The 21,875-nt window shown below is 53.7% G+C and carries 24 protein-coding genes; 12 read left to right on the forward strand and 12 right to left on the reverse strand.

What is annotated here, in order from left to right; genetic code table 11:
* Window positions 1-12 precede the first annotated feature (12 nt).
* The 6 genes from rpsO (at window position 13) to mtr (ending at window position 7,165) form a co-directional block, all read left to right on the forward strand.
* Window positions 13-282 (forward strand): 30S ribosomal protein S15, encoded by a 270-nt coding sequence (rpsO, locus tag ACVXHP_RS09410; protein ID WP_000059465.1) that lies wholly within the window; start codon window positions 13-15, stop codon window positions 280-282.
* Window positions 283-528: 246 nt separating this feature from the next.
* Entirely contained in the window at window positions 529-2,664 is a 2,136-nt protein-coding gene (gene pnp / locus ACVXHP_RS09415) for a polyribonucleotide nucleotidyltransferase (protein WP_047026378.1), read from the forward strand.
* Window positions 2,665-2,773: 109 nt separating this feature from the next.
* Window positions 2,774-3,658 carry a lipoprotein NlpI gene (gene nlpI / locus ACVXHP_RS09420; protein WP_047026377.1) on the forward strand — a complete coding sequence of 295 codons (885 nt, stop codon included), beginning with the start codon at window positions 2,774-2,776 and terminating at the stop codon, window positions 3,656-3,658.
* A 106-nt stretch (window positions 3,659-3,764) separates the two neighbouring features.
* The gene (gene yrbN, locus ACVXHP_RS09425) at window positions 3,765-3,845 is read left to right on the forward strand and encodes a protein YrbN (protein ID WP_010723222.1); all 81 of its coding nucleotides are present in this window, start codon (window positions 3,765-3,767) and stop codon (window positions 3,843-3,845) included.
* A complete protein-coding gene (gene deaD, locus ACVXHP_RS09430; RefSeq protein WP_316129817.1) occupies window positions 3,838-5,775 on the forward strand; it encodes an ATP-dependent RNA helicase DeaD in 1,938 nt (645 codons plus the stop codon). The genes yrbN and deaD overlap by 8 nt, the downstream gene beginning before the upstream one ends.
* 145 nt (window positions 5,776-5,920) lie before the next feature.
* Complete coding sequence (mtr, locus tag ACVXHP_RS09435) at window positions 5,921-7,165, forward strand: tryptophan permease (protein WP_316129816.1); 1,245 nt, start codon at window positions 5,921-5,923, stop codon at window positions 7,163-7,165.
* Window positions 7,166-7,253: 88 nt separating this feature from the next.
* Here mtr and ACVXHP_RS09440 read toward each other — a convergent pair whose 3' ends face one another.
* The 3 genes from ACVXHP_RS09440 to ubiU form a co-directional block, all read right to left on the reverse strand.
* Window positions 7,254-8,261 (reverse strand): luciferase-like monooxygenase, encoded by a 1,008-nt coding sequence (locus ACVXHP_RS09440; protein WP_316129815.1) that lies wholly within the window; start codon window positions 8,259-8,261, stop codon window positions 7,254-7,256.
* Between the two features lie 187 nt (window positions 8,262-8,448).
* On the reverse strand, window positions 8,449-9,327 hold the full coding sequence (locus tag ACVXHP_RS09445; RefSeq protein WP_447571335.1) for a U32 family peptidase: 879 nt from the start codon (window positions 9,325-9,327) through the stop codon (window positions 8,449-8,451).
* A gap of 8 nt (window positions 9,328-9,335) precedes the next feature.
* Window positions 9,336-10,331, reverse strand: coding sequence for a ubiquinone anaerobic biosynthesis protein UbiU (gene ubiU / locus ACVXHP_RS09450; RefSeq protein ID WP_006687898.1), 996 nt, complete (start codon window positions 10,329-10,331; stop codon window positions 9,336-9,338).
* 220 nt (window positions 10,332-10,551) lie between these two features.
* Between ubiU and ubiT the strand changes: the two genes are divergently transcribed.
* Both ubiT and ACVXHP_RS09460 read left to right on the forward strand, forming a co-directional pair.
* Complete coding sequence (gene ubiT, locus ACVXHP_RS09455) at window positions 10,552-11,076, forward strand: ubiquinone anaerobic biosynthesis accessory factor UbiT (RefSeq protein WP_047026435.1); 525 nt, start codon at window positions 10,552-10,554, stop codon at window positions 11,074-11,076.
* On the forward strand, window positions 11,070-11,573 hold the full coding sequence (locus ACVXHP_RS09460; protein ID WP_200009121.1) for a GNAT family N-acetyltransferase: 504 nt from the start codon (window positions 11,070-11,072) through the stop codon (window positions 11,571-11,573). The genes ubiT and ACVXHP_RS09460 overlap by 7 nt, the downstream gene beginning before the upstream one ends.
* Here ACVXHP_RS09460 and ACVXHP_RS09465 read toward each other — a convergent pair.
* The gene (locus tag ACVXHP_RS09465; protein ID WP_047026371.1) at window positions 11,560-11,859 is read right to left on the reverse strand and encodes a GIY-YIG nuclease family protein; all 300 of its coding nucleotides are present in this window, start codon (window positions 11,857-11,859) and stop codon (window positions 11,560-11,562) included. The genes ACVXHP_RS09460 and ACVXHP_RS09465 overlap by 14 nt on opposite strands.
* Window positions 11,860-11,911: 52 nt before the next feature.
* On the opposite strand from ACVXHP_RS09465, the gene ACVXHP_RS09470 reads away from it, so the two are divergent.
* Window positions 11,912-12,355: a YhbP family protein gene (locus tag ACVXHP_RS09470; protein WP_316129813.1), complete on the forward strand. Its 444-nt coding sequence runs from the start codon at window positions 11,912-11,914 to the stop codon at window positions 12,353-12,355.
* Here the strand turns inward: ACVXHP_RS09470 and ACVXHP_RS09475 are convergent.
* The gene (locus ACVXHP_RS09475) at window positions 12,335-12,853 is read right to left on the reverse strand and encodes a type 1 glutamine amidotransferase domain-containing protein (protein ID WP_038634164.1); all 519 of its coding nucleotides are present in this window, start codon (window positions 12,851-12,853) and stop codon (window positions 12,335-12,337) included. The two genes, ACVXHP_RS09470 and ACVXHP_RS09475, sit on opposite strands and share 21 nt — an antisense overlap.
* A gap of 128 nt (window positions 12,854-12,981) precedes the next feature.
* Between ACVXHP_RS09475 and ACVXHP_RS09480 the strand changes: the two genes are divergently transcribed.
* Window positions 12,982-13,617 carry an NAD(P)H-binding protein gene (locus tag ACVXHP_RS09480; protein ID WP_047026369.1) on the forward strand — a complete coding sequence of 212 codons (636 nt, stop codon included), beginning with the start codon at window positions 12,982-12,984 and terminating at the stop codon, window positions 13,615-13,617.
* A gap of 93 nt (window positions 13,618-13,710) precedes the next feature.
* Here ACVXHP_RS09480 and dolP read toward each other — a convergent pair whose 3' ends face one another.
* Genes dolP through ACVXHP_RS09500 form a run of 4 tightly spaced genes read right to left on the reverse strand, consistent with a single transcriptional unit; the run spans window position 13,711 to window position 17,325 of the window.
* Window positions 13,711-14,286, reverse strand: a complete 576-nt coding sequence (gene dolP / locus ACVXHP_RS09485) for a division/outer membrane stress-associated lipid-binding lipoprotein (protein WP_003024954.1) — start codon at window positions 14,284-14,286, stop codon at window positions 13,711-13,713.
* Window positions 14,287-14,295: 9 nt separating this feature from the next.
* Window positions 14,296-14,886 (reverse strand): DnaA initiator-associating protein DiaA, encoded by a 591-nt coding sequence (gene diaA / locus ACVXHP_RS09490; protein ID WP_003024948.1) that lies wholly within the window; start codon window positions 14,884-14,886, stop codon window positions 14,296-14,298.
* A 34-nt stretch (window positions 14,887-14,920) separates the two neighbouring features.
* The gene (locus tag ACVXHP_RS09495; RefSeq protein ID WP_447571336.1) at window positions 14,921-15,316 is read right to left on the reverse strand and encodes a YraN family protein; all 396 of its coding nucleotides are present in this window, start codon (window positions 15,314-15,316) and stop codon (window positions 14,921-14,923) included.
* On the reverse strand, window positions 15,274-17,325 hold the full coding sequence (locus ACVXHP_RS09500; protein WP_447571337.1) for a penicillin-binding protein activator: 2,052 nt from the start codon (window positions 17,323-17,325) through the stop codon (window positions 15,274-15,276). Before ACVXHP_RS09500 ends, ACVXHP_RS09495 begins: the two co-directional genes overlap by 43 nt.
* A gap of 63 nt (window positions 17,326-17,388) precedes the next feature.
* On the opposite strand from ACVXHP_RS09500, the gene rsmI reads away from it, so the two are divergent.
* Both rsmI and ACVXHP_RS09510 read left to right on the forward strand, forming a co-directional pair.
* Window positions 17,389-18,252, forward strand: coding sequence for a 16S rRNA (cytidine(1402)-2'-O)-methyltransferase (rsmI, locus tag ACVXHP_RS09505; protein ID WP_038634156.1), 864 nt, complete (start codon window positions 17,389-17,391; stop codon window positions 18,250-18,252).
* A gap of 2 nt (window positions 18,253-18,254) precedes the next feature.
* Window positions 18,255-19,256, forward strand: coding sequence for a Fic family protein (locus ACVXHP_RS09510; RefSeq protein WP_447571338.1), 1,002 nt, complete (start codon window positions 18,255-18,257; stop codon window positions 19,254-19,256).
* Window positions 19,257-19,314: 58 nt separating this feature from the next.
* Here the strand turns inward: ACVXHP_RS09510 and ACVXHP_RS09515 are convergent, their stop codons facing one another.
* The 3 genes from ACVXHP_RS09515 to ACVXHP_RS09525 all read right to left on the reverse strand — a co-directional run bounded on the left by ACVXHP_RS09515 (window position 19,315) and on the right by ACVXHP_RS09525 (window position 21,616).
* Complete coding sequence (locus ACVXHP_RS09515; RefSeq protein ID WP_447571339.1) at window positions 19,315-19,440, reverse strand: hypothetical protein; 126 nt, start codon at window positions 19,438-19,440, stop codon at window positions 19,315-19,317.
* 133 nt (window positions 19,441-19,573) lie between these two features.
* A complete protein-coding gene (gene kbaY / locus ACVXHP_RS09520) occupies window positions 19,574-20,449 on the reverse strand; it encodes a tagatose-bisphosphate aldolase subunit KbaY (RefSeq protein ID WP_447571340.1) in 876 nt (291 codons plus the stop codon).
* Between the two features lie 12 nt (window positions 20,450-20,461).
* On the reverse strand, window positions 20,462-21,616 hold the full coding sequence (locus tag ACVXHP_RS09525) for an AgaS family sugar isomerase (protein ID WP_316129806.1): 1,155 nt from the start codon (window positions 21,614-21,616) through the stop codon (window positions 20,462-20,464).
* Window positions 21,617-21,875: the final 259 nt, after the last annotated feature.

The following is a 21,875-nucleotide window of genomic DNA, read 5'->3' on the forward strand; positions in this document are numbered from 1 at the left end:
TGGAGTTTTAAAATGTCTCTAAGTACTGAAGCTACCGCTAAAATCGTTTCTGAGTTTGGTCGTGATGCAAACGACACCGGTTCTACCGATGTTCAGGTTGCTCTGTTGACTGCACAGATTAACCACCTGCAGGGCCACTTTGCAGAGCACAAAAAAGATCACCACAGCCGTCGTGGTCTGCTGCGCATGGTTTCTCAGCGTCGTAAACTGCTCGACTACCTGAAACGTAAAGATGTTGCACGCTACACCGCGCTGATCGAGCGTCTGGGTCTGCGTCGCTAATTCTTTCGAGTTTCAGAAAGAGGGGGCCTTCATGGCCCCTTTTTTCCAGCAGATGGCAGCAATTCGCTGGAAACTAATGTATTGTTGCTATGAATGATCTTCCGTTGCAGAGGTTCGCGCGGCTAATGAGAGGCTTTACTCATGCGTATGGGTTAGGGTTGTCATTAGTCGCGAGGATGCGCAGAAGATCGGGTATTAACGATGGCGCAAAAATGTGCCGTCAAAAAATAGAGAAAGGATATTATTTTGCTTAATCCGATCGTTCGTAAATTCCAGTACGGTCAGCATACCGTTACGCTGGAAACCGGCATGATGGCGCGTCAGGCCACTGCCGCTGTTATGGTTAGCATGGATGACACTGCGGTATTCGTTACCGTTGTTGGCCAGAAAAAAGCGAAACCAGGCCAGGACTTTTTCCCACTGACTGTTAACTATCAGGAGCGTACCTACGCTGCTGGCCGTATCCCAGGTAGCTTCTTCCGTCGTGAAGGCCGTCCGAGCGAAGGCGAAACCCTGATCGCGCGTCTGATTGACCGCCCGGTTCGCCCGCTGTTCCCGGAAGGGTTCGTTAACGAAGTTCAGGTTATCGCGACCGTTGTTTCCGTTAACCCGCAGGTTAACCCGGATATCGTGGCAATGATTGGCGCATCCGCTGCGCTGACGCTGTCTGGCATCCCATTCAACGGCCCGATCGGTGCTGCACGTGTTGGTTATATCAATGACCAGTACGTACTGAACCCGACTCAGGATGAACTGAAAGAAAGCAAGCTGGACCTGGTTGTTGCCGGTACCGAAGCTGCCGTACTGATGGTTGAATCCGAAGCTGAACTGCTGAGCGAAGACCAGATGCTGGGCGCTGTAGTATTCGGTCACGAACAGCAGCAAGTTGTTATTCAGGCTATCAACGAGCTGGCGAAAGAAGCTGGCAAACCGCGTTGGGACTGGCAGCCAGAAGCCGTCAACGAAGCGCTGAACGCGCGCGTTGCCGCACTGGCAGAAGCTCGTCTGAGCGATGCTTACCGTATCACTGACAAACAAGAGCGTTACGCTCAGGTTGACGTGATCAAATCTGAAACCATCGCGACTCTGGTGGCTGAAGATGAAACCCTGGACGCTAACGAACTGGGTGAAATCCTGCACGCTATCGAGAAAAACGTTGTTCGTAGCCGCGTACTGGCAGGCGAGCCGCGTATCGATGGCCGTGAAAAAGACATGATCCGTGGTCTGGACGTGCGCACCGGCGTGCTGCCGCGCACCCACGGCTCCGCGTTGTTCACCCGTGGCGAAACTCAGGCGCTGGTTACTGCGACCCTGGGCACCACCCGTGATGCGCAGAACCTCGACGAACTGATGGGCGAGCGTACTGACAACTTCCTGTTCCACTACAACTTCCCTCCGTACTGCGTTGGCGAAACCGGTATGGTCGGTTCTCCGAAGCGTCGTGAGATTGGTCACGGTCGCCTGGCGAAACGTGGCGTGCTGGCAGTGATGCCGGAACTGGATAAATTCCCGTACACCGTGCGTGTGGTTTCTGAAATCACCGAATCTAACGGTTCTTCTTCCATGGCTTCCGTATGTGGCGCTTCCCTGGCGCTGATGGACGCAGGCGTGCCGATCAAAGCGGCCGTTGCGGGTATCGCGATGGGTCTGGTGAAAGAAGGCGACAACTTCGTTGTTCTGTCTGACATCCTGGGTGACGAAGACCACCTGGGCGATATGGACTTCAAAGTAGCGGGTTCCCGCGACGGTATCTCTGCGCTGCAGATGGATATCAAAATTGAAGGTATCACCAAAGAGATCATGCAGGTTGCTCTGAACCAGGCTAAAGGTGCGCGTCTGCACATCCTGGGTGTGATGGAACAGGCGATTAACGCGCCGCGTGGCGATATCTCTGAATTCGCTCCACGTATCCACACCATCAAGATCAGCCCGGACAAGATTAAAGACGTTATCGGTAAAGGCGGTTCTGTTATCCGCGCCCTGACCGAAGAGACTGGCACTACTATCGAAATCGAAGATGACGGTACTGTGAAGATCGCAGCGACCGACGGCGAGAAAGCGAAATATGCTATCCGTCGTATCGAAGAGATCACCGCAGAGATCGAAGTAGGTCGTATCTACAATGGTAAAGTGACCCGTATCGTTGACTTTGGCGCATTCGTTGCCATCGGTGGCGGTAAAGAAGGTCTGGTACACATTTCTCAGATCGCTGATAAGCGCGTTGAGAAAGTGACCGATTACCTGCAGATGGGCCAGGAAGTACCGGTTAAAGTTCTGGAAGTTGATCGCCAGGGCCGCGTACGTCTGAGCATTAAAGAAGCAACTGAGCAGTCTCAGCCTGCAGGCGAACCGGAAGCTCCGGTAAGCCAACAGGGCGAGTAAGGTTGCCATTGCCCTCCGTGTGAGCGGAGGGCCTTTAACCCGGCAGGACGCCTTGTTAGCAACCGGGGAACCTGGACGTTCATTCAATCGTTGTCTTCGGGAGTGGGAAATGAAGCCTTTTTTGCGCTGGTGTTTCGTTGCGACAGCACTCACGCTGGCTGGATGCAGTAATTCCGCCTGGCGTAAGAGTGAAGTCCTCGCAGTACCATTGCAACCGACTTTGCAGCAGGAAGTTATTCTGGCACGTATGGAACAAATTCTTGCCAGTCGGGCTTTAACCGATGACGAACGCGCACAGCTTTTATATGAGCGCGGAGTGTTGTATGATAGTCTCGGTCTGAGGGCACTGGCGCGAAATGATTTTTCACAAGCGCTGGCAATCCGACCAGATATGCCTGAAGTATTCAATTACTTAGGTATATATTTAACGCAGGCAGGCAATTTTGATGCTGCCTATGAAGCGTTTGATTCTGTACTTGAGCTTGATCCAACTTACAACTACGCGCACTTAAATCGCGGTATCGCATTGTATTACGGCGGTCGCGACAAGTTAGCGCAAGATGATCTGCTGGCGTTTTATCAAGACGATCCCAATGATCCTTTCCGCAGTCTGTGGCTTTATCTTGCCGAGCAGAAGCTCGATGAGAAGCAGGCTAAAGAAGCGTTAAACCAACGCTTCGAGAAATCGGATAAAGAGCAATGGGGATGGAACATTGTCGAGTTCTACCTGGGCAACATTAGCGAAGCAACGCTGATGGAACGCCTGAAGGCGGACGCAACGGATAACACCTCGCTCGCTGAGCATCTCAGTGAAACCAACTTCTATTTAGGTAAGTACTACCTAAGTCTGGGGGATTTGGACAACGCTACGGCATTGTTCAAACTGGCGGTGGCTAACAACGTTCATAACTTTGTTGAGCACCGATACGCATTGTTGGAATTATCGCTCCTGGGCCAGGACCAAGATGACCTGGCAGAATCGGACCAGCAATAGCTGACGTACACATCAGCCCGTAATCTTTTTTGATTGCCATCACCTTCACGGGTGAGGGCGTTGTTGTTCGTTAATACACCTACTTTGAGCCGGTTCACACTTTTCAATGAAAATTGCAGATCAATTTCATGATGAGTTATGTAGACTGGCCGCCATTAATTTTGAGGCACACGTACTACATGGCTGAATTCGAAACCACTTTTGCAGATCTGGGCCTGAAGGCTCCTATCCTTGAAGCCCTTAACGATCTGGGTTACGAAAAACCATCTCCAATCCAGGCAGAGTGCATTCCGCATCTGCTGGGCGGTCGCGATGTTCTGGGTATGGCCCAGACCGGTAGCGGCAAAACGGCAGCGTTCTCTTTACCGCTGCTCAACAATCTTGATCCTGAGCTGAAGGCACCTCAGATTCTGGTGCTGGCACCGACCCGCGAACTGGCGGTTCAGGTTGCAGAAGCCATGACGGATTTCTCTAAACACATGCGCGGCGTGAACGTGGTAGCCCTGTACGGCGGCCAGCGTTATGACGTGCAATTACGTGCCCTGCGTCAGGGACCACAGATCGTCGTCGGTACGCCGGGCCGTCTGCTGGATCACCTGAAGCGCGGTACTCTGGACCTCTCCAAACTGAGCGGTCTGGTACTGGACGAAGCTGATGAAATGCTGCGTATGGGCTTCATCGAAGACGTTGAAACCATAATGGCGCAGATCCCGGAAGGTCATCAGACCGCTCTGTTCTCTGCCACTATGCCGGAAGCGATTCGTCGTATTACCCGCCGCTTTATGAAAGAGCCGCAGGAAGTACGTATTCAGTCCAGCGTCACTACCCGTCCTGACATCAGCCAGAGCTACTGGACTGTATGGGGCATGCGTAAGAATGAAGCGCTGGTGCGTTTCCTGGAAGCTGAAGACTTTGATGCGGCGATTATCTTCGTCCGTACCAAAAATGCGACCCTGGAAGTTGCAGAAGCGCTGGAGCGTAGCGGTTATAGCAGCGCTGCACTGAACGGCGACATGAACCAGTCTCTGCGTGAGCAGACTCTGGAGCGTCTGAAAGATGGCCGTCTGGATATTCTGATTGCAACCGACGTTGCGGCCCGTGGCCTGGACGTTGAGCGTATCAGCCTGGTCGTTAACTACGATATCCCGATGGACTCCGAATCTTACGTTCACCGTATCGGTCGTACCGGTCGTGCGGGTCGTGCTGGCCGTGCGCTGCTGTTCGTTGAAAACCGCGAGCGTCGTCTGCTGCGTAACATCGAACGCACCATGAAGCTGACCATTCCAGAAGTAGAACTGCCGAACGCAGATCTGCTGGGCAAACGCCGTCTGGAAAAATTCGCCGCGAAAGTACAGCAGCAGCTGGAAAGCAGCGATCTGGATCAGTACCGTGCTCTGCTGGCGCAGATTCAGCCTACCGCTGAAGGCGAAGAGCTGGACATGGAAACCCTGGCAGCCGCACTGCTGAAAATGGCTCAGGGCGAACGTAGCCTGATCGTACCACCAGATGCGCCGATGCGTCCGAAACGCGAATTCCGCGACCGTGACGACCGTGGTCCACGCGATCGTAACGATCGTGGCCCTCGTGACCGTAATGACCGTGGTGGTGAAGACCGTCCGCGTCGTGAACGTCGTGATGTTGGTGATATGCAGCTGTACCGCATTGAAGTGGGTCGTGATGACGGCGTTGAAGTGCGTCATATCGTTGGCGCGATTGCTAACGAAGGTGATATCAGCAGCCGTTACATCGGTAACATCAAGCTGTTTGCTTCCCACTCCACCATCGAACTGCCGAAAGGTATGCCGGGCGACGTGCTGCAGCACTTTACCCGTACCCGCATCCTGAACAAGCCGATGAACATGCAGTTGGTTGGCGATGCAGTACCGCACACCGGTGGTGAGCGTCGTGGCGGTGGTCGTTTCAGCGGCGAGCGTCGTGAAGGCGGTCGTGGTGAAGGCCGTGGTTTTAGCGGCGAGCGTCGTGAAGGCGGTCGTGGTGATGGTCGTCGTTTCAGCGGCGAACGTCGTGAAGGTGGTCGTGGCCCGCGCCGTGACGATTCTTCAGCTCCGCGTCGTGATGACTCAGCCGGTCGTCGTCGTTTCGGCGGTGACGCATAAGCCAAACGGCTTAAACGCGTAAAGTAAAATATACAGCCTCGATCTCAACAATCGGGGCTTTTTTTATTTCATTTGTACTCGTGTACTGGTACAGTGCAGCACATTGAAATGTAGTCGCAATATAAATGACTGGAGAAATGGCTGAATGTCCACACTAACCACCACCCAAACGTCACCTTCGCTGCTCGGCGGCGTCGTGATCATCGGCGGCACCATTATTGGCGCGGGGATGTTTTCTCTGCCGGTGGTCATGTCCGGGGCGTGGTTCTTCTGGTCAATGGCGGCGCTGATCTTCACCTGGTTCTGCATGCTGCACTCCGGGCTGATGATCCTTGAAGCCAACCTCAATTACCGGATTGGCTCTAGCTTTGACACTATTACCAAAGATCTGCTGGGCAAAGGCTGGAACGTTGTTAACGGCATCTCCATCGCCTTTGTGCTCTACATTCTGACCTATGCCTATATTTCGGCGAGCGGCTCGATTCTGCACCACACCTTTGCCGAGATGTCGCTGAACGTTCCGGCGCGCGCGGCAGGTCTTGGCTTTGCGCTGCTGGTCGCGTTTGTGGTGTGGTTAAGCACCAAAGCGGTTAGCCGTATGACGGCGATTGTGCTGGGCGCAAAGGTCATTACCTTTTTCCTGACCTTCGGCAGCCTGCTGGGACACGTTCAGCCTGCCACGTTGTTTAACGTGGCGCAGAGCAACGCTTCATATACGCCGTACCTGCTGATGACACTGCCGTTTTGTCTGGCGTCGTTTGGTTATCACGGCAACGTCCCGAGCCTGATGAAGTATTACGGCAAGGATCCGAAGACCATCGTTAAGTGCCTGGTATACGGCACGCTGCTGGCGCTGGTGCTGTATAGCGTATGGTTGCTGGGGACGATGGGGAATATTCCGCGTCCGGCGTTTATTGGTATTGCGCAGCAGGGTGGGAATATTGATGTGCTGGTTCAGGCGCTGAGCGGTGTGCTGAACAGCCGTAGTCTGGATCTGCTGCTGGTGGTGTTCTCCAACTTTGCGGTCGCCAGTTCCTTCCTCGGTGTGACGCTGGGCCTGTTTGACTATCTGGCTGATTTGTTCGGTTTTGATGACTCCGCAATGGGGCGTTTTAAAACCGCATTGCTGACGTTTGTGCCGCCAATTGTCGGTGGCCTGCTGTGGCCGAACGGTTTTCTGTACGCCATTGGCTATGCAGGTTTAGCTGCAACTATCTGGGCTGCCATTGTGCCAGCGCTGCTGGCACGTAAATCCCGCGAACGTTTCGGCAGTCCGAAATTCCGTGTCTGGGGCGGTAAACCGATGATTGCCCTGATTCTGCTCTTCGGTGTCGGCAACGCGGTTATCCATATTCTGTCGAGCGTGAATTTGTTGCCTGTGTACCAGTAGAACAATCGCCCGGTGGCGCTACGCTTACCGGGCCTACAGAGACTGAGTAGGCCGGATAAGGCGCAGCCGCCATCCGGCACAAATAGCACTATCCCAACAATTCCTGCTTCACATCCATCGCCAAATCGAACGAATGTAGTCGTGCCTGGTGATCAAAAATCTGGCCGTTAACCATAATTTCATCAGCCTGGGTTTCACGCAAAATAGCCTCCAGCCCGTGCCGCACTTTCGCCTTATCACCGACCAGCGACATGCTCAGCGCCTGCTGCACACCATACTGTTCAGAAGCGGACCACAGTTGATGCATATTCTCTACCGGCGGCGGTAGCTGGCCGGTTTCGCCACGACGCAGTTTCATAAACGCCTGCTGCATTGAGGTGAAAAGAAATTCGGCATCGCGATTGCTGTCGGCGGCAATGATGTTGATGCACACCATTGCATACGGCTTTGCCAGCCGCGCTGAAGGTGTGAACTGGCTGCGATACAGATGCAGCGCCTGATGCAGCATATCCGGAGCAAAGTGCGAGGCGAAAGCAAACGGCAGGCCGAGCTGTGCCGCCAGCTGTGCGCTATACAAGCTGGAACCTAATAACCAGACAGGGATCTGCTCGCCGTAGCCAGGCACCGGTCGTACATGGGGGTTCGGATCGCGGGCGTCGAACCAGTCCACCAGTTCTGCTACGTCGCGTGGGAAGTTGTCGATATCTCCACTCATATGGCGGCGCAGCGCGCGCATCGTTGGCTGATCGCTCCCCGGCGCGCGGCCAAGCCCAAGATCGATGCGTCCCGGATACAGCGTGTTCAGGGTACCGAACTGCTCGGCGATCACCAACGGCGAATGGTTGGGCAGCATCACACCGCCAGAACCCAGATGCAGCGTGGTGGTATTGGCCGCCAGATAACCAATCAGTACTGAGGTGGCGGCGCTGGCGATGCCGGTCATGTTGTGATGTTCTGCCAGCCAGTAGCGGTGATAGCCGCGCTTTTCAGCCAGCCGTGCGAGATCAAGCGAGTGCGTAAAGGCTTCTTTTGCCGAAGAACCTTCAGGGATCGGCGCCAGATCCAGCACCGAGAACGGAATAGTTTTGTCAGTCATAACGGCTCACTTTGTTACCGGTTAATCTTTTAATACTGCATTAAAGATTAGCGAATGTTGTTAACAAAGTGAGCTTTATGAGACTGACGGCAAAAACAATGCCCGATGGCGCTGCGTTTATCGGGCCTACGGGATCGCGATTTGTAGGCCGGATAAGGCATTTATGCCGCCATCCGGCGTGGTTTTATCAGGATTGCAGTTCCAGCCCAGCCAGACGTTTCCAGTAACCGTTGCAGTCGCTGTGGGCGGCAAGCGGTAATGGGGCGCTGCCATTTTCATTGGCACGGAAGGCGTCAAGCATGGCCAATGTTTCCGTGCCAGAAGGGGACAGACGCACAATATCCACCAGACCCTGCATGGATGTCAGCTCGTTGCCGAGGTTATAAACATAGCCGCTCATGGTCTGGATCCCATTGAGAACAAAGACCTGCTGATTCTCCTGCGACAGCACATCTCGCCCGTTCGGGTATTTGATGCAGCAGGTTTCACACTCGTCTTTTGGCCGGTCTTCGGAGCGCGCCGTAAAGCAGCGGGCAGAGTACGCCAGCGGCAGATGGCCGTAGCTCAGCACCTCTACTTCAAACTTATCGCGGATAGCCAACTCTTCACACTGGTTGAGCAGATTGATCAGCCAGTCGCGAGATAATTCTACCGGCATACACCAGCGCACCATCCCTTGTTTGAGCAGCAAACGCAGCGTCACTGCGTTGTAGCAGTTGAGCGCATGTCCGGCGACAAACGGCAGCTTACGCTCAGCGCACATGTTTACCACGCCGAGATCGCTGGCTTCCAGCAGGAAGTCGCCGTTTTCGACGTAACGCTTTAATTCGCCCAGCTCAGACGAGGCCTGCACCAGCGCCAGCGTTGACAACACCACCTGTTTACCGCTGCCAGCGAGTGACTTCGCCATATCAATCCAGTCACCCACTTTGGTGGCGCGGCGTTTACTGCATACCGCTTCGCCAAGATAGATAATGTCGGCCTGGCTGGCGGCGGCCTGCTGATAAAAATCTTCCAGCGTTTCTTTCGGCCAGTACCACAGCACCGGCCCTAAGGAATATTTCATTGCTTCTCTCACTGCCATTTACGGTGATACGCGCCAAGCGTGGTCTGCGTGCCTTCGGACATGGAACCGAGCGTTTCCATCCATGCCGCCTGTGGCGCGTAGTTCTGCGGGTCGGCTATACAGCGGTCGATTGCCTGACGCCACACTTTCGCCACCTGGCTGACATAGGCCGGGCTACGCTGGCGTCCCTCGATTTTTACCGAGGCAATATTGGCCGCCAGCAGCTCCGGCAACAGCTCCAGCGTATTCAGGCTGGTGGGTTCTTCCAGCGCATGATAGCGCTCGCCGTCAACCAAATAGCGGCCTTTACACAGCGTCGGATAACCGGCGTTTTCTCCGTCCTGATAGCGGTCAATCAGCACTTCATTCAGGCGGGATTCCAGGCCTTGTTGGGTCTGCTGCCAGCGCACAAAACGCGCAGGAGAGCAGGCGCCAACCGTGTTAGGCGATTCGCCCGTCAGGTAGGATGAAAGATAACACCGGCCTTCCGCCATAATGCACAAACTCCCAAAAGCGAACACTTCGAGGGGAACCGGCGTGACGCGAGCGAGCTGCTTCACCTGATGAATAGATAACACGCGCGGCAGTACCACGCGGGCGACATCAAAGTTGCGATGATAAAAATTAATCGCCTCTTCGTTGGTAGCAGATGCCTGAACAGAGACATGGCGCTCAATATGCGGGTAGCGCTCTGCGGCATACTCAAGCATGGCGAGGTCGGCGAGGATCAGCGCATCCGCACCCAGTTGTGCCGCCATATCTACGGCACGCTGCCAGCGCGCATAACCATCCGGATGCGCAAACGTGTTAATCGCGATGTGCAGCTTACGGCGGTGTTGATGGACAAAACTCACCGCTTCCTGCAATTTTTTCTCGGTAAAATTAAGGCCGGCGAAATGACGGGCGTTGGTATCATCTTTCAGCCCGATGTAGACAGCATCAGCGCCGTTCTCGATGGCCGCCTTAAGCGCCGGGAGATTTCCGGCAGGGCAGAGCAGCTCCATAATTTATCCTGAACGTTGCGCCGTGAGGGGCGCAGAAATGTTAACGAAGAGGGATTTTAGTTAACCTTGCTGAGACAATTTTTGATTTGAGGCAGTTAAAGTCGTATTGGTGACAGCAATAAAGAGGTAACAATTTCGCATCGAATTGTTGATTTATGCCGCTATGTCGTTTATTTGATATGGCAAAATAGCAGGACTATTGAAACAGGGAGTAAAGCTCGTGTTGGATAAACTGCGTTCACGCTTAGTACATGTTGGTCCTTCTCTGATGAGTGTACCGGTTAAACTGACGCCCTTTGCGCTGAAGCGCCAGGTCCTGGAGCAGGTTCTGAGCTGGCAGTTTAGCCAGGCGCTGGCTGATGGAGAGCTGGAGTTTCTCGAAGGCCGCTGGCTAAGCATCCATGTACGTGACATTGGTCTCAAATGGTATACCTCTGTTGAGAACGATAAACTTATCGTCAGCCAAAATGCCGATGCGGATGTGAGTTTTAGCGCTGACGCCAGCGATTTACTGATGATTGCGGCACGTAAGCAGGATCCGGATACGCTTTTCTTCCAGCGTCGCCTGGTGATTGAAGGTGATACAGAATTAGGGCTATACGTAAAAAATCTGATGGACGCCATCGAACTGGATCAAATGCCTAAAGCGTTGCGCGTCATGCTGATGCAGTTGGCGGATTTTGTTGAGGCGGGAATGAAAACGACGCCAGACACCAAACAGACCTCGGTAGGTGAGCCATGCTGATTCGAGTTGAGATTCCCATCGATGCCCCTGGTATTGATGCGTTGCTGCGCCGTTCATTTGAGAGCGATGCGGAAGCGAAATTAGTGCACGACCTGCGTGAAGATGGTTTCTTAACGTTAGGTTTAGTTGCGACAGATGATGAAGGTCAGGTAGTGGGTTACGTCGCGTTCAGCCCTGTCGATGTTCAGGGTGAAGATCTGCAATGGGTCGGCATGGCGCCGCTCGCGGTGGATGAAAGCTACCGTGGTCAGGGCCTGGCGCGTCAGCTGGTCTATGAAGGACTCGATTCCCTGAACGAGTTTGGCTATGCCGCGGTGGTTACGCTGGGCGATCCGGCACTGTACAGCCGCTTTGGCTTTGAGCTGGCAGCGCATCATGACCTGCGTTGCCGCTGGCCGGGCACCGAAAGCGCGTTCCAGGTTCATCGCCTGGCGGACGATGCGCTGGAGGGCGTGACGGGCCTGGTGGAATACCACGACCACTTCAATCGTTTTTAACATCCGGGGCTTGCAGGCTGCTCAGTAGAGCCTCAAGCCCTTCGCCTTCAACAAGGCGCTCTTTCTGACGCTTTGTGAGCTGTTTGACGCGATACTCGATGCGCAAAGCCAGCGAACGGTCGCCGACCTGCGCCGCAAATGCCAGGGTGAGTTCCCCCTTTCCACGCAGCGCCTTCGCGCCTTTCCCGCTCTGATGCTGCTTATATCGGCGCTCCACATCGGTGGTAATTCCGGTGTATAAGGCGTTGTCCGCGGTACGGATCAGGTACAGATACCAGGGTGTCATTGTCACCATCGACGTGATAATTTTCAGGCCTACAGTATAAAAGAGAACAGAAATGGAAACACTGACTGCGGTGACCCGCTGGCTGGCGAAGCAGCACGTCGTGACCTGGTGCGTACATCACGAGGGCGAATTGTGGTGCGCGAATGCGTTTTACCTGTTTGATGCGCAGAAGATGGCCTTCTATGTGTTGACCGAAGGTAAAACGCGTCATGCGCAGATGTCTGGCCCGCGCGCGCCCGTTGCCGGTACGGTAAACGGCCAGCCCAAAACGGTCGCCCTGATTCGTGGGGTACAGTTTAAAGGGGAAATCCGCCGTCTTGAGGGGCAGGAGAGCGACGTTGCGCGTAAAGCGTATAATCGCCGCTTCCCCGTGGCCAGAATGTTGCCTGCACCCGTGTGGGAGATTCGGCTGGATGAAGTCAAATTCACCGACAACACGCTGGGCTTTGGCAAAAAGATGCGCTGGCTACGTGATTCACGCCCCGAGAATACGTAATGCCTCACGGTTAAACGCCGGCAGATCGTCCGGTGTTCGGCTGGTGATCAGCTGATCGTTATCATTCACCATTTCCTGATCGTAAAATTCGGCGCCCGCATTTTTTACATCAATGATGATAGGTTTCACGGCGGTAAGTTTACGGCCACGAATGACATCCGCGCTGATAAGCAACTGTGGACCGTGGCAAATAGCAAATACCGGCTTGCCGCTGTTAACAAAATCCCGGGTAAAGGTCACGAAACGATCGTCCCCGCGCAGGTAGTCCGGGGAGTGACCGCCTGGCAGTAGCAGGGCGTCAAAATCGGCAGGGCGCACATCCTCGATCGCTTTGTCGATGGTGACGCTGGCTTCACCTTTTTTCCCCTTCACCGTTTTGCCTGCCTGTTTTTCAATGGTGATAACTTCATGCCCGGCCTGGCGGAATTCTGCTGCGGGTGATGTAAATTCTGAATCTTCAAACTCATCAGTGATTAAAACGGCAATCTTCTTGCTCATGTTTCCTCCGTTGAGTTGGTTGCGAATGAGGCAGAATTTCTATGTTGACGGATAATTACCTCACGGACTATTAAGTCTGGTCGCTAAGGCTGAGAGTGCAAGACGGACAATTCTGTAAAGGAGCGAGGATGAGTCAGGTGTTAATAACAGGCGCAACGGGGCTGGTAGGCGGAAATTTGCTGCGTATGCTGCTTAATGAACCCCGGGTCAACGCCATTACGGCGCCGACGCGTCGACCGCTGGCTGATACGGTTGGCATTTATAATCCCCATGACCCGCAGCTAACCGATGCTCTGGCGCAAGTTACCGATCCTGTCGATATCGTTTTTTGCTGTCTGGGAACCACCCGACGTGAAGCAGGCACGAAAGAGGCGTTTATCCATGCTGACTATACCTTGGTGGTGGACACCGCCCTGACGGGACGCCGGTTAGGCGCCCAGCATATGCTGGTGGTGAGTTCGATGGGCGCGAATGCGAATTCACCGTTTTTTTATAACCGGGTGAAAGGGGAAATGGAGCAGGCGTTAATCGCGCAGAAATGGCCGCGCCTGACGATTGTCCGACCTTCGATGCTACTGGGAGAACGGGATAAGCAGCGGACGAATGAGAAGTTTTTAGCGCCGTTGTTCAGGCTGCTGCCGGGTAACTGGAAGTCGATTGACGCGCGGGATGTTGCACGGGCAATGTTGGCAGAAGCGCTGTCGCCAGGAGATGAGGGCGTTACCATCCTGACCTCTTCCGAGCTACGCGAAAGGGCAAAATAAAATGCCGGGTGGCGCTGACGCTTATCCGACCTACAAACGATGACGTCCTGTAGGCCGGATAAGACGCCTATGCGTCGCTATCCGGCATCTGTATTACTTGATAAACGTAAAGGCCGTAGTGACGCGTTTCACGCCGCTGACGCGGCTGGCGATATCTGCCGCCGCCTTCGCTTCACGTTCAGTAACCAGGCCCAGCAGGAACACTTCCCCGTTCTCAGTGGTGACTTTCACGTTAGAGGATTTCACCTGATCGCTGGTCAGCAACTGGGAACGTACTTTGGTGGTGATCCAGGTATCGTTGGACGCATCGCCCAGACCGATTGGCTGGCCCTGACGAATCTCATTAAAGACCTCAGTGGTACCTTCTACGCCCATCGCAATCTGTTTTGCTCGCGCAGACAGTTCGCTATTCGGTGACTGACCGACCAGCAGAACCTTGCCCTGATATGCGCTAACGTTGATACGCGCTTCTTTCTTGATCTGGGCATCTTTCGACAACGCCGTATTGACGCGTAATTCCAGGGTTCCGTCATCTACCTGAGTGCCGACACTACGCGGATCCGTTGCGGCTTTAGTCCCGACGGCTGCGGTTCCGACCACGGCGGCAGCTACACAGCCTTGCAGCAGCAGTGCAGCGATAATCACAGCAAGCGGCGAAAATGCCTTCATGTGTACTCCTTAATCATCCTGGTGAGGAAAAAGCGTGTTATCGATGAGATCGCAAAGGCAGTTGACCGTCAGCATATGCATTTCCTGAACGCGGGCACTGTGGTGTGAGGGAATGCGGATTTCAACATCCTGCGGCCCCAGCAACCCGGCCAGCTCGCCGCCGTCATACCCGGTCAGCGCGACGATTGTCATGTCGCGTGTCACGGCGGCTTCAACGGCTTTTACGATATCACGACTATTACCACGCGTAGAGATTGCCAGCAGAACATCACCTGCATGTCCCAGCGCACGGACTTGTTTTGCATAAACTTCGTCGTGCAGGCGATCGTTGGCAATCGCAGTTAAGACCACATTATCAGTATTTAGTGCAATAGCAGGTAAACTTGGCCGTTCCGTTTCAAAACGATTGATCATGCTGGCAGCAAAATGCTGTGCGTTGGCAGCGGACGTCCCATTACCACAACAGAGAATTTTGTTGCCATTGAGCAGGGACTGAACCAGCGTCATGGCTGCACGGGAAATCGCATCCGGGAGCGCTTCAGCCGCAGCTATCTGAGTTTGAATGCTTTCTGTAAAGCAGACTTTAATTCTATCTAACACGCTAATCCTTAAGAACCAGGCTCTGAATCTTCAACTATGAGCGGTCGTTGAACGCGTCTTTAAACCACTCAACATCATTTCCGGTGAAGGCTAACACATCGAACCGGCAATCCACAGTATCAAAACTCCCATTGTGGCGTGCAAGCCACAAGCGGGCGGTCTGTAATAATTTGTGTTGTTTGCTCCGGGTCACACTCGCCGCCGCGCCGCCAAACTGGGTTGAACGCCGGTAGCGAACTTCAACAAATACGGTGGTGTTGCCTTCACGCATTATCAGGTCGATTTCGCCGCCACGTTCACGCACGTTGGCGGCGATGAAATGCAATCCCTTGCTGTGCAGCCAGTCACGCGCAACAGCTTCCCACGCGTCACCGGTCTGTTTACTCGTTAACTGGCGGGGACGACCTGTCCTTGCTGGTATTTGAGCCATGATAACTTCCTGTTAATCACACAATCCTGATTTGCGGTTAATGCGCCAGTGTTGCCGTTAATTTCGAAGCCCTGCACCTGACGCATTTGCGAGAAGTGGTTGGCAAGCGACCAGGCATCGACACCCATCGCGTACATACGCGCCAGCGAGTAGTCGTTACGCACCGCACTCAGCGCCTGCTGCATGAGAGGCGTGTTAGCACCTGCCAGCATTGGGATTTCGCTGTACTGCAAGCCTTCCATTTCCAGACGGAAGTCCGGGCCAGCGGTTCCCTGCGCGCTACGGGAGCTGGCATACAGCGTTGCTCCGCTCTGGCTGCCGTTACGCATGGCGATCATCGGTTTAATAAAGGCGATTTCTTCCGGCGTCGCCAGAATATACACGGCGTCAACGCGACCACTGCCGCCGGTGATTTGTGCATCGGTGGGCGCTGCCGGAATCGTCAGACCGCCAATCGTCACGCCAGGCTGCGCAGGTACAGAAGAGGCTACCGGGCTGCCCGTCAGGGAAATACCCGCGCCGCCGTTGACACCCATTTTCAGCTCAGCTGTGGAGCCAAACTTCTGCTGCAGCACTACGCCGCCGCCCAGTTTTTGCCATTCCTGCGCAAAAGCATTAGCCACGCGATCGCCTAACGAACTGCGTGGGATCAACAGTAGCGGCGTCTGTTTGCCTTGATCGCGGATGTGACGGGCGGCATCGCGCGCTTCATCTTCTGGCGACAGGGCAAAGTAACAAACATTCGCCAGATTCTGTACGGACTCAGGCTGGTTAAGCGCCAGGACGTTTAATGGCGTGTTGCTTTTCATCAGCTCTTCAACATTATTCTTCAACAGCGGGCCAACCACGATGCTGGCGCCATCCTGCTGTACCTGGGCCAGGATCTGGTTCAGCGGCTGCGATGAGGTGTCGTAGATTTTCAGCTCAGCGGACGGATTTGCCGGCGCGCTGGCGGTTGTTGGTTGTGCAGGCGCCGTTGGCTGTGGGGCTGTCGTTTCTGGCTGTGCAGGCGTCTCGTTGGTCAGATCGCTTACTGACGCCTGAGAAGGGCTGGCAACACCGTCAGTCGTTTGCTGCTGTTCCGTGGTCGTCGCGGCAGGTGCATCCGCAGCAGGCGCGGCGGCAACAGGAGCGGCTACCGGCTGAGTGCCCATGTTTTTCGCGGCTTCAAAGCCTTGCTGAATAGTACGACCAAATACAGCGGCCTGACCGTTCAATGGCAGCAGCAGGGCAATCTTGCTGGTGGAAGCTGGCTTAAAGCTTTGCACGTTAACCAACTGCGTTGGCAGCAGTTTTGCTCCCGGGTTTTGCGGGTAACGTTTTTGCCAGTCGGCAATGCCGGCTTTCATCATGTCCGGGTCGTTACGGTTATCGAACCAGACGCGCTGGAGGTCCAGCCAGCCTTGCAGTACGTTTTCATCAGCATTGATGACCAGCGTCTGCGCTTGTTCCTGGGTCATGGACGACAGCGCCTGCCAGGTTGCATCTATGTTTTTCTGCTTAGCGTTCGCGGCAAGCAGTGGTTCCTGTGCGATCAGGGCGCGCAGCAGCGTCAGTGACGGGCGACCCTGATTGGCGTCTATTTGCGCCTGCCAGTAACGCGCCTGCTGGTTTTGGTCGAAATCGGCGGGCGTGAGTTTATCCAGCAGGGCCTGTGCTCCCGCGACATCTTTCTGCGCGAGCTTGATCTCGACGGCCAGCAGTGACTGCTCACGACGCTGGGCATCGTTTAGCTTCTGCGGTAACTGGTTGAACAATTCGATAGCCTGCTGGCTCTTGCCTTCTTTCAGCAGTGCACGAATGGCGAGTAATTGCCAGTTGGTCTTGCTATCATCTGAGCTTTGCTGCATCTGTTGCAGATAAAAGCCGGAATCAGCCTGCGCTGTGCCCTGCATATGGGCTGCACTCTGGTCTGGCGCCTGGGTGCCACAGCCTGCGAAAATCAATGCTGCCAGAATGACTGGTAGCGCGCGCGCGGCTTTCAAACGAGAAAATGTTGAGGGTACCATACTGTATCCAGTGATATTTTTTTACGCAATGCTCAATATTAAATCGGCAATACGGACGACACAATGAAACAACACGAATCGGCGGATAATTCTCAAGGCCAACTCTTTATTGTACCTACTCCTATCGGAAATTTGGCTGATATTACCCAACGAGCGCTCGAAGTTTTACAAGCCGTTGATTTAATTGCCGCTGAAGACACCCGTCATACCGGATTATTGTTACAACACTTCGCGATTAACGCCCGTTTGTTTGCCTTACACGATCACAATGAGCAACAAAAAGCCGAGACGCTGGTGGCAAAGCTCAAAGAGGGGCAAAACATCGCGTTGGTTTCCGATGCCGGAACGCCGCTGATTAACGATCCGGGCTACCATCTGGTGCGCACCTGCCGCGAAGCAGGCATCCGCGTGGTGCCGCTGCCTGGTCCGTGCGCGGCGATTGCCGCACTGAGTGCTGCCGGTCTGCCATCTGACCGTTTTTGCTACGAAGGCTTCCTGCCTGCGAAATCAAAAGGCCGCCGCGATGCGATGAAAGCCATTGAGGCAGAACCGCGTACGCTTATTTTTTATGAATCCACCCACCGTTTACTGGATAGCCTGGAAGATATGGTCGCCGTCTGGGGAGAATCCCGTTATGTGGTGCTGGCGCGCGAACTGACCAAAACCTGGGAAACTATTCACGGCGCGCCGGTCGGCGAACTGCTGGCGTGGGTCAAGGAAGATGAAAACCGTCGTAAAGGCGAAATGGTGCTGATTGTCGAAGGGCATAAAGCGCAAGAAGACGACCTCCCGGCTGATGCGCTGCGTACGCTGGCGTTGTTACAAAAAGAGCTGCCGTTGAAGAAAGCGGCGGCGCTGGCGGCGGAAATTCACGGCGTGAAAAAGAATGCGCTGTATAAGTACGCGCTGGACCAGCAGGGAGAGTAAGAGTGAGCACCTACCAACCACCTTTCGTCGTCACTCCATTGATACTCAATCAAGTCATTGAAATTGGTGAGTTGATGGGGCATTGGGCAGCAATGGCTGGTAGGGCATCTCCTCTTTTGCGCAAAGAGAATCGTATTCGCACTATTCAGGCCTCTTTAGCGATTGAGCATAATTCGTTGACTACGGAACAAGTCACCGCACTGATGGAAGGAAAACGTATTCTGGCTCCTGCTAAAGACATACTGGAAGTGAGAAATGCGATTCTGGCCTATGAAAAGATGTCGGAATGGAAAAGCGAACAATTATCCGACCTTTTACAAGCACATCGAGTCCTTATGCTCGGTCTGGTCGATAATCCGGGCCAGTTACGTGCCGGACATGTTGGTGTTTACAGGGAAAAGCAGCTTATTCACATGGCTCCGCCAGCCTCACAAGTATTACGTTTGATGAACGATTTACTGGGCTGGTTAAAAACGACAGAGCTTCACCCGCTGATTGCTGGCGCTGTTTTTCATTATGAATTTGAATTTATTCATCCTTTTGCCGACGGTAATGGACGGATGGGTCGGCTGTGGCAGACATTAATCCTGCGTGAGTGGCGATCGGAATTGGCGTGGTTACCCGTAGAGACACTGATCCACTACCAACAGGACCGCTATTACCAGGTGTTAGGGCAGTGCGATCGGCAAAGTAGCTGCACGCCATTTATAGAGTTTATCCTGGAAAACATCATCTCTGCTTTGCAGGAGGGATTGGGGAAAGCATCACCCCTGTCGGAAGAAATGTCGGAAGAAATGTCGGAAGAAATGTCGTCTGATTTACTGGATATAGAAAAACGTATTCTACAAATCTTGTCGAATCAGCCGGGCAGATCTGCCAAAAGTATCGCTGATGAGTGTGAAATTTCAGCCCGCACCGTAGAGCGCTATCTGAAAGCGTTGCAGCTAAAAGGCAAACTGCAACGCGTTGGCGCGACAAAAGGGGGGATGTGGAGGGTGCTGTAAATTTTTATTTATCAGGATATTGTGAGCCATCAATCAGACTACTCACATTACGGTGCAGCTATAAAAATGAATCAGGAATAGTTGTAGTGACGGTGGCGGCCAGGTAGTTTTCTACCGCATTGTGCTTCGCTTTAGCTGCTATCAGTAGCAAGATCTCTTCAGCATTCAGAATGTCCTTCAACACTGGCTTATGCTGCGAATCACACGATGAGCAGACGTTTTTAACATGTCATGATGGCGTGTATCCTTCTTATTATTCGAACGATGAGCGCTACCTGACATTACACAGATAGCACTCGCGCAGAATATAATGATGGTCACGATAATTTGCAGGTAGCCATCAGTTTGTTTGCTGAACCACAAACGTTAATTTTACTACGCACCACTTCTTTCATCGCATCCATACCGACCCGCATGTAATAGCGGGGATCGTTGCCCTGCGGGTTTTCCGCAAACCACGTTTTGACCGCGTCGGCAAAGGCGATTTTCAGTTCGGTGGCGACATTAACTTTGCACACGCCAAGTTCGATTGTGCGGCGGACGTAGTCGTCAGCAACATCGCTTGCACCATGCAGCACCAACGGAATATCCACTACTTCACGAATTTCCCCTAAACGCTGGAAATCGATTTTTGGCGTTTTCGTGTATAAGCCGTGTGCTGTACCAATGGCGACAGCCAGACTGTCGACGCCGGTACGTTCGACAAACCGTTTCGCTTCCTGTGGGTCGGTCAGGAATGCGCTTTCGGCATCCACGCTCATATCATCTTCAACGCCGCCGAGGCGGCCCAGCTCAGCTTCTACGCTGCAATCTTTGGCATGGCAAAAATCCACGACGGATTTAACCAGCTTGACGTTTTCTTCAAACGGGAAGTGGCTGCCATCAATCATGGCGCTGCGCACCCCGGCATTCACCTTACGGCGGATATCGTCCAGTGATTCATGGTGATCGAGGTGCAGCGCTAGTGGCATGCCGTAGCTGGTGGAATAAGCGCTGCACAGCGCATAAATCTCTTCCAGCGCGATATGTTTAAACGTACCTGGCGTTCCGGCCAGGATCACCGGCGATTGCATTTCATAGCATACTTCAAGGATCGCCTGGATCGTCTCGGCGTTATGGATGTTGAAAGCCGGTACGGCATAGCCTTTTTTTTGCGCATCCTGTAGGAGGTATTTTGTAGAAATAATGCTCATAAAACGATCCTTTTAGGCGTTCCAGGGGTGAATAACAACGCCCTGTACGACGCGGTTCACGGTACCGCTGGCAGAAGGCGTATCTGGCGTATTACCGATACTGATTGACTGTGTCAGGGCGAAGACCTGCGCGTACATCAGGAAGCAGAACGCCAATTCCATATCGATGAAGGTGCGGGCAGGCGGCAGCAGGATATGCGGGCCAGCTTCAATCACGTCATCGGTTTGTGCGGCAATCGCGACAACCCGCAGTGCCTGCCGATCGCGACGCAACTCCGCCAGTAGATCGAGATCGTACTGACGCGTGTAGGGGTGGCTAGAGATAAAGACCACCACCAGCGTTTCGCTATCGACCAGCGATTTTGGCCCATGACGAAACCCGGTTGGCGAGTCATAGAATGCCGCCAGTTTACCCGCCGTCAGTTCCAGGACTTTCAGCGCTGATTCACGCGCAGCGCCCTGTAACCCACCGCTACCGAGGTAGACGATCCGTTTCCATGGCGCGTTGCCGAACACGCCGTCGCTGAAATCGCCCAGTGAAGTCAGGATCGCCTGGCACCGATCGGCCACGTCGCGGAAGGTCTGGCTGTTGATTTTTTGCGGGGCGAATACCGCCAGGCAACTGGCCATCATGGTGGTAATACTGCTGGTCATGGCGAAGCCACGGTCGTGCGTTTCAGCCGGCATTAACAAAGCAAAAGCGTTGTCGCTTGCGACTGCGTTTTGATACAGGCTACCTGCTTCGTTACAGGTGATCGGCAGGTGATAACACTCAGGTACAAACTGATTAGCCAGTTCCACTGCCGCAACGCTTTCAGGGCTATTGCCTGAGCGAGCGAAAGAAACCAGCAGCAACGGATGTGCGGGATTCAGGTAATCCATCGGGTTGGTGACCAGATCGGTGGTCGGCACGGCGCTAATGTTTTTTCCGGTTTGGCTTGCCAGCCACGGAGCAATAATGTCGCCGATAAATGCGGAAGTACCCGCCCCGGTCAGTACGATCCGCAGATCGTTTTTGCGCAACAATGGCGCGAGAAAGCTATCAATGGCGGATCGAATATTATCGATATTGGTGAGAGAGCGGATCCAACTGGCGGGTTGCTGACGGATCTCTTCTTCGGTCCATGTGCCCGTCGACGCGTGAGCAGGGGTGTAGGTTTCTGGCATAACTTAAGTCCTTAGTCTCGTAAATTCCACATAAGACGCTGGCGAAATGTCGCTATCTTTCGTTTCGTTTCATTTTTTCGTATGATCGATTGATTAAAATTTATATGAAAGAAACTGAAAGTTCAATAATGCAAAATGAAATAAAACGAAATTTGTGATCGTGAGAACGAGGCTTGGAGTTATCTTATTGATATAAAAAGATAAAATTGATTACGATTTGATTCAGTATTTCCATAATCGAAAGGAAAAGAAAGGCCTT

Source organism: Citrobacter freundii complex sp. 2025EL-00176 (assembly GCF_053309355.1).

Excerpts from the sequence above, each read along its gene's own strand:
- ACVXHP_RS09460 (WP_200009121.1), top strand. The coding sequence starts at position 11,070 with ATGCTGATTCGAGTTGAGATTCCCATCGATGCCCCTGGTATTGATGCG.
- ACVXHP_RS09445 (WP_447571335.1), bottom strand. The coding sequence starts at position 9,327 with ATGAAATATTCCTTAGGGCCGGTGCTGTGGTACTGGCCGAAAGAAACG.
- mtr (WP_316129816.1), top strand. The coding sequence starts at position 5,921 with ATGTCCACACTAACCACCACCCAAACGTCACCTTCGCTGCTCGGCGGC.
- rsmI (WP_038634156.1), top strand. The coding sequence starts at position 17,389 with ATGAAACAACACGAATCGGCGGATAATTCTCAAGGCCAACTCTTTATT.
- yrbN (WP_010723222.1), top strand. The coding sequence starts at position 3,765 with ATGAAAATTGCAGATCAATTTCATGATGAGTTATGTAGACTGGCCGCC.
- ubiU (WP_006687898.1), bottom strand. The coding sequence starts at position 10,331 with ATGGAGCTGCTCTGCCCTGCCGGAAATCTCCCGGCGCTTAAGGCGGCC.
- ACVXHP_RS09475 (WP_038634164.1), bottom strand. The coding sequence starts at position 12,853 with ATGAGCAAGAAGATTGCCGTTTTAATCACTGATGAGTTTGAAGATTCA.
- ACVXHP_RS09465 (WP_047026371.1), bottom strand. The coding sequence starts at position 11,859 with ATGACACCCTGGTATCTGTACCTGATCCGTACCGCGGACAACGCCTTA.
- nlpI (WP_047026377.1), top strand. The coding sequence starts at position 2,774 with ATGAAGCCTTTTTTGCGCTGGTGTTTCGTTGCGACAGCACTCACGCTG.
- dolP (WP_003024954.1), bottom strand. The coding sequence starts at position 14,286 with ATGAAGGCATTTTCGCCGCTTGCTGTGATTATCGCTGCACTGCTGCTG.
- ACVXHP_RS09500 (WP_447571337.1), bottom strand. The coding sequence starts at position 17,325 with ATGGTACCCTCAACATTTTCTCGTTTGAAAGCCGCGCGCGCGCTACCA.
- ACVXHP_RS09525 (WP_316129806.1), bottom strand. The coding sequence starts at position 21,616 with ATGCCAGAAACCTACACCCCTGCTCACGCGTCGACGGGCACATGGACC.
- ACVXHP_RS09470 (WP_316129813.1), top strand. The coding sequence starts at position 11,912 with ATGGAAACACTGACTGCGGTGACCCGCTGGCTGGCGAAGCAGCACGTC.
- deaD (WP_316129817.1), top strand. The coding sequence starts at position 3,838 with ATGGCTGAATTCGAAACCACTTTTGCAGATCTGGGCCTGAAGGCTCCT.
- kbaY (WP_447571340.1), bottom strand. The coding sequence starts at position 20,449 with ATGAGCATTATTTCTACAAAATACCTCCTACAGGATGCGCAAAAAAAA.
- ACVXHP_RS09440 (WP_316129815.1), bottom strand. The coding sequence starts at position 8,261 with ATGACTGACAAAACTATTCCGTTCTCGGTGCTGGATCTGGCGCCGATC.
- ACVXHP_RS09495 (WP_447571336.1), bottom strand. The coding sequence starts at position 15,316 with ATGGCTCAAATACCAGCAAGGACAGGTCGTCCCCGCCAGTTAACGAGT.
- ACVXHP_RS09480 (WP_047026369.1), top strand. The coding sequence starts at position 12,982 with ATGAGTCAGGTGTTAATAACAGGCGCAACGGGGCTGGTAGGCGGAAAT.
- rpsO (WP_000059465.1), top strand. The coding sequence starts at position 13 with ATGTCTCTAAGTACTGAAGCTACCGCTAAAATCGTTTCTGAGTTTGGT.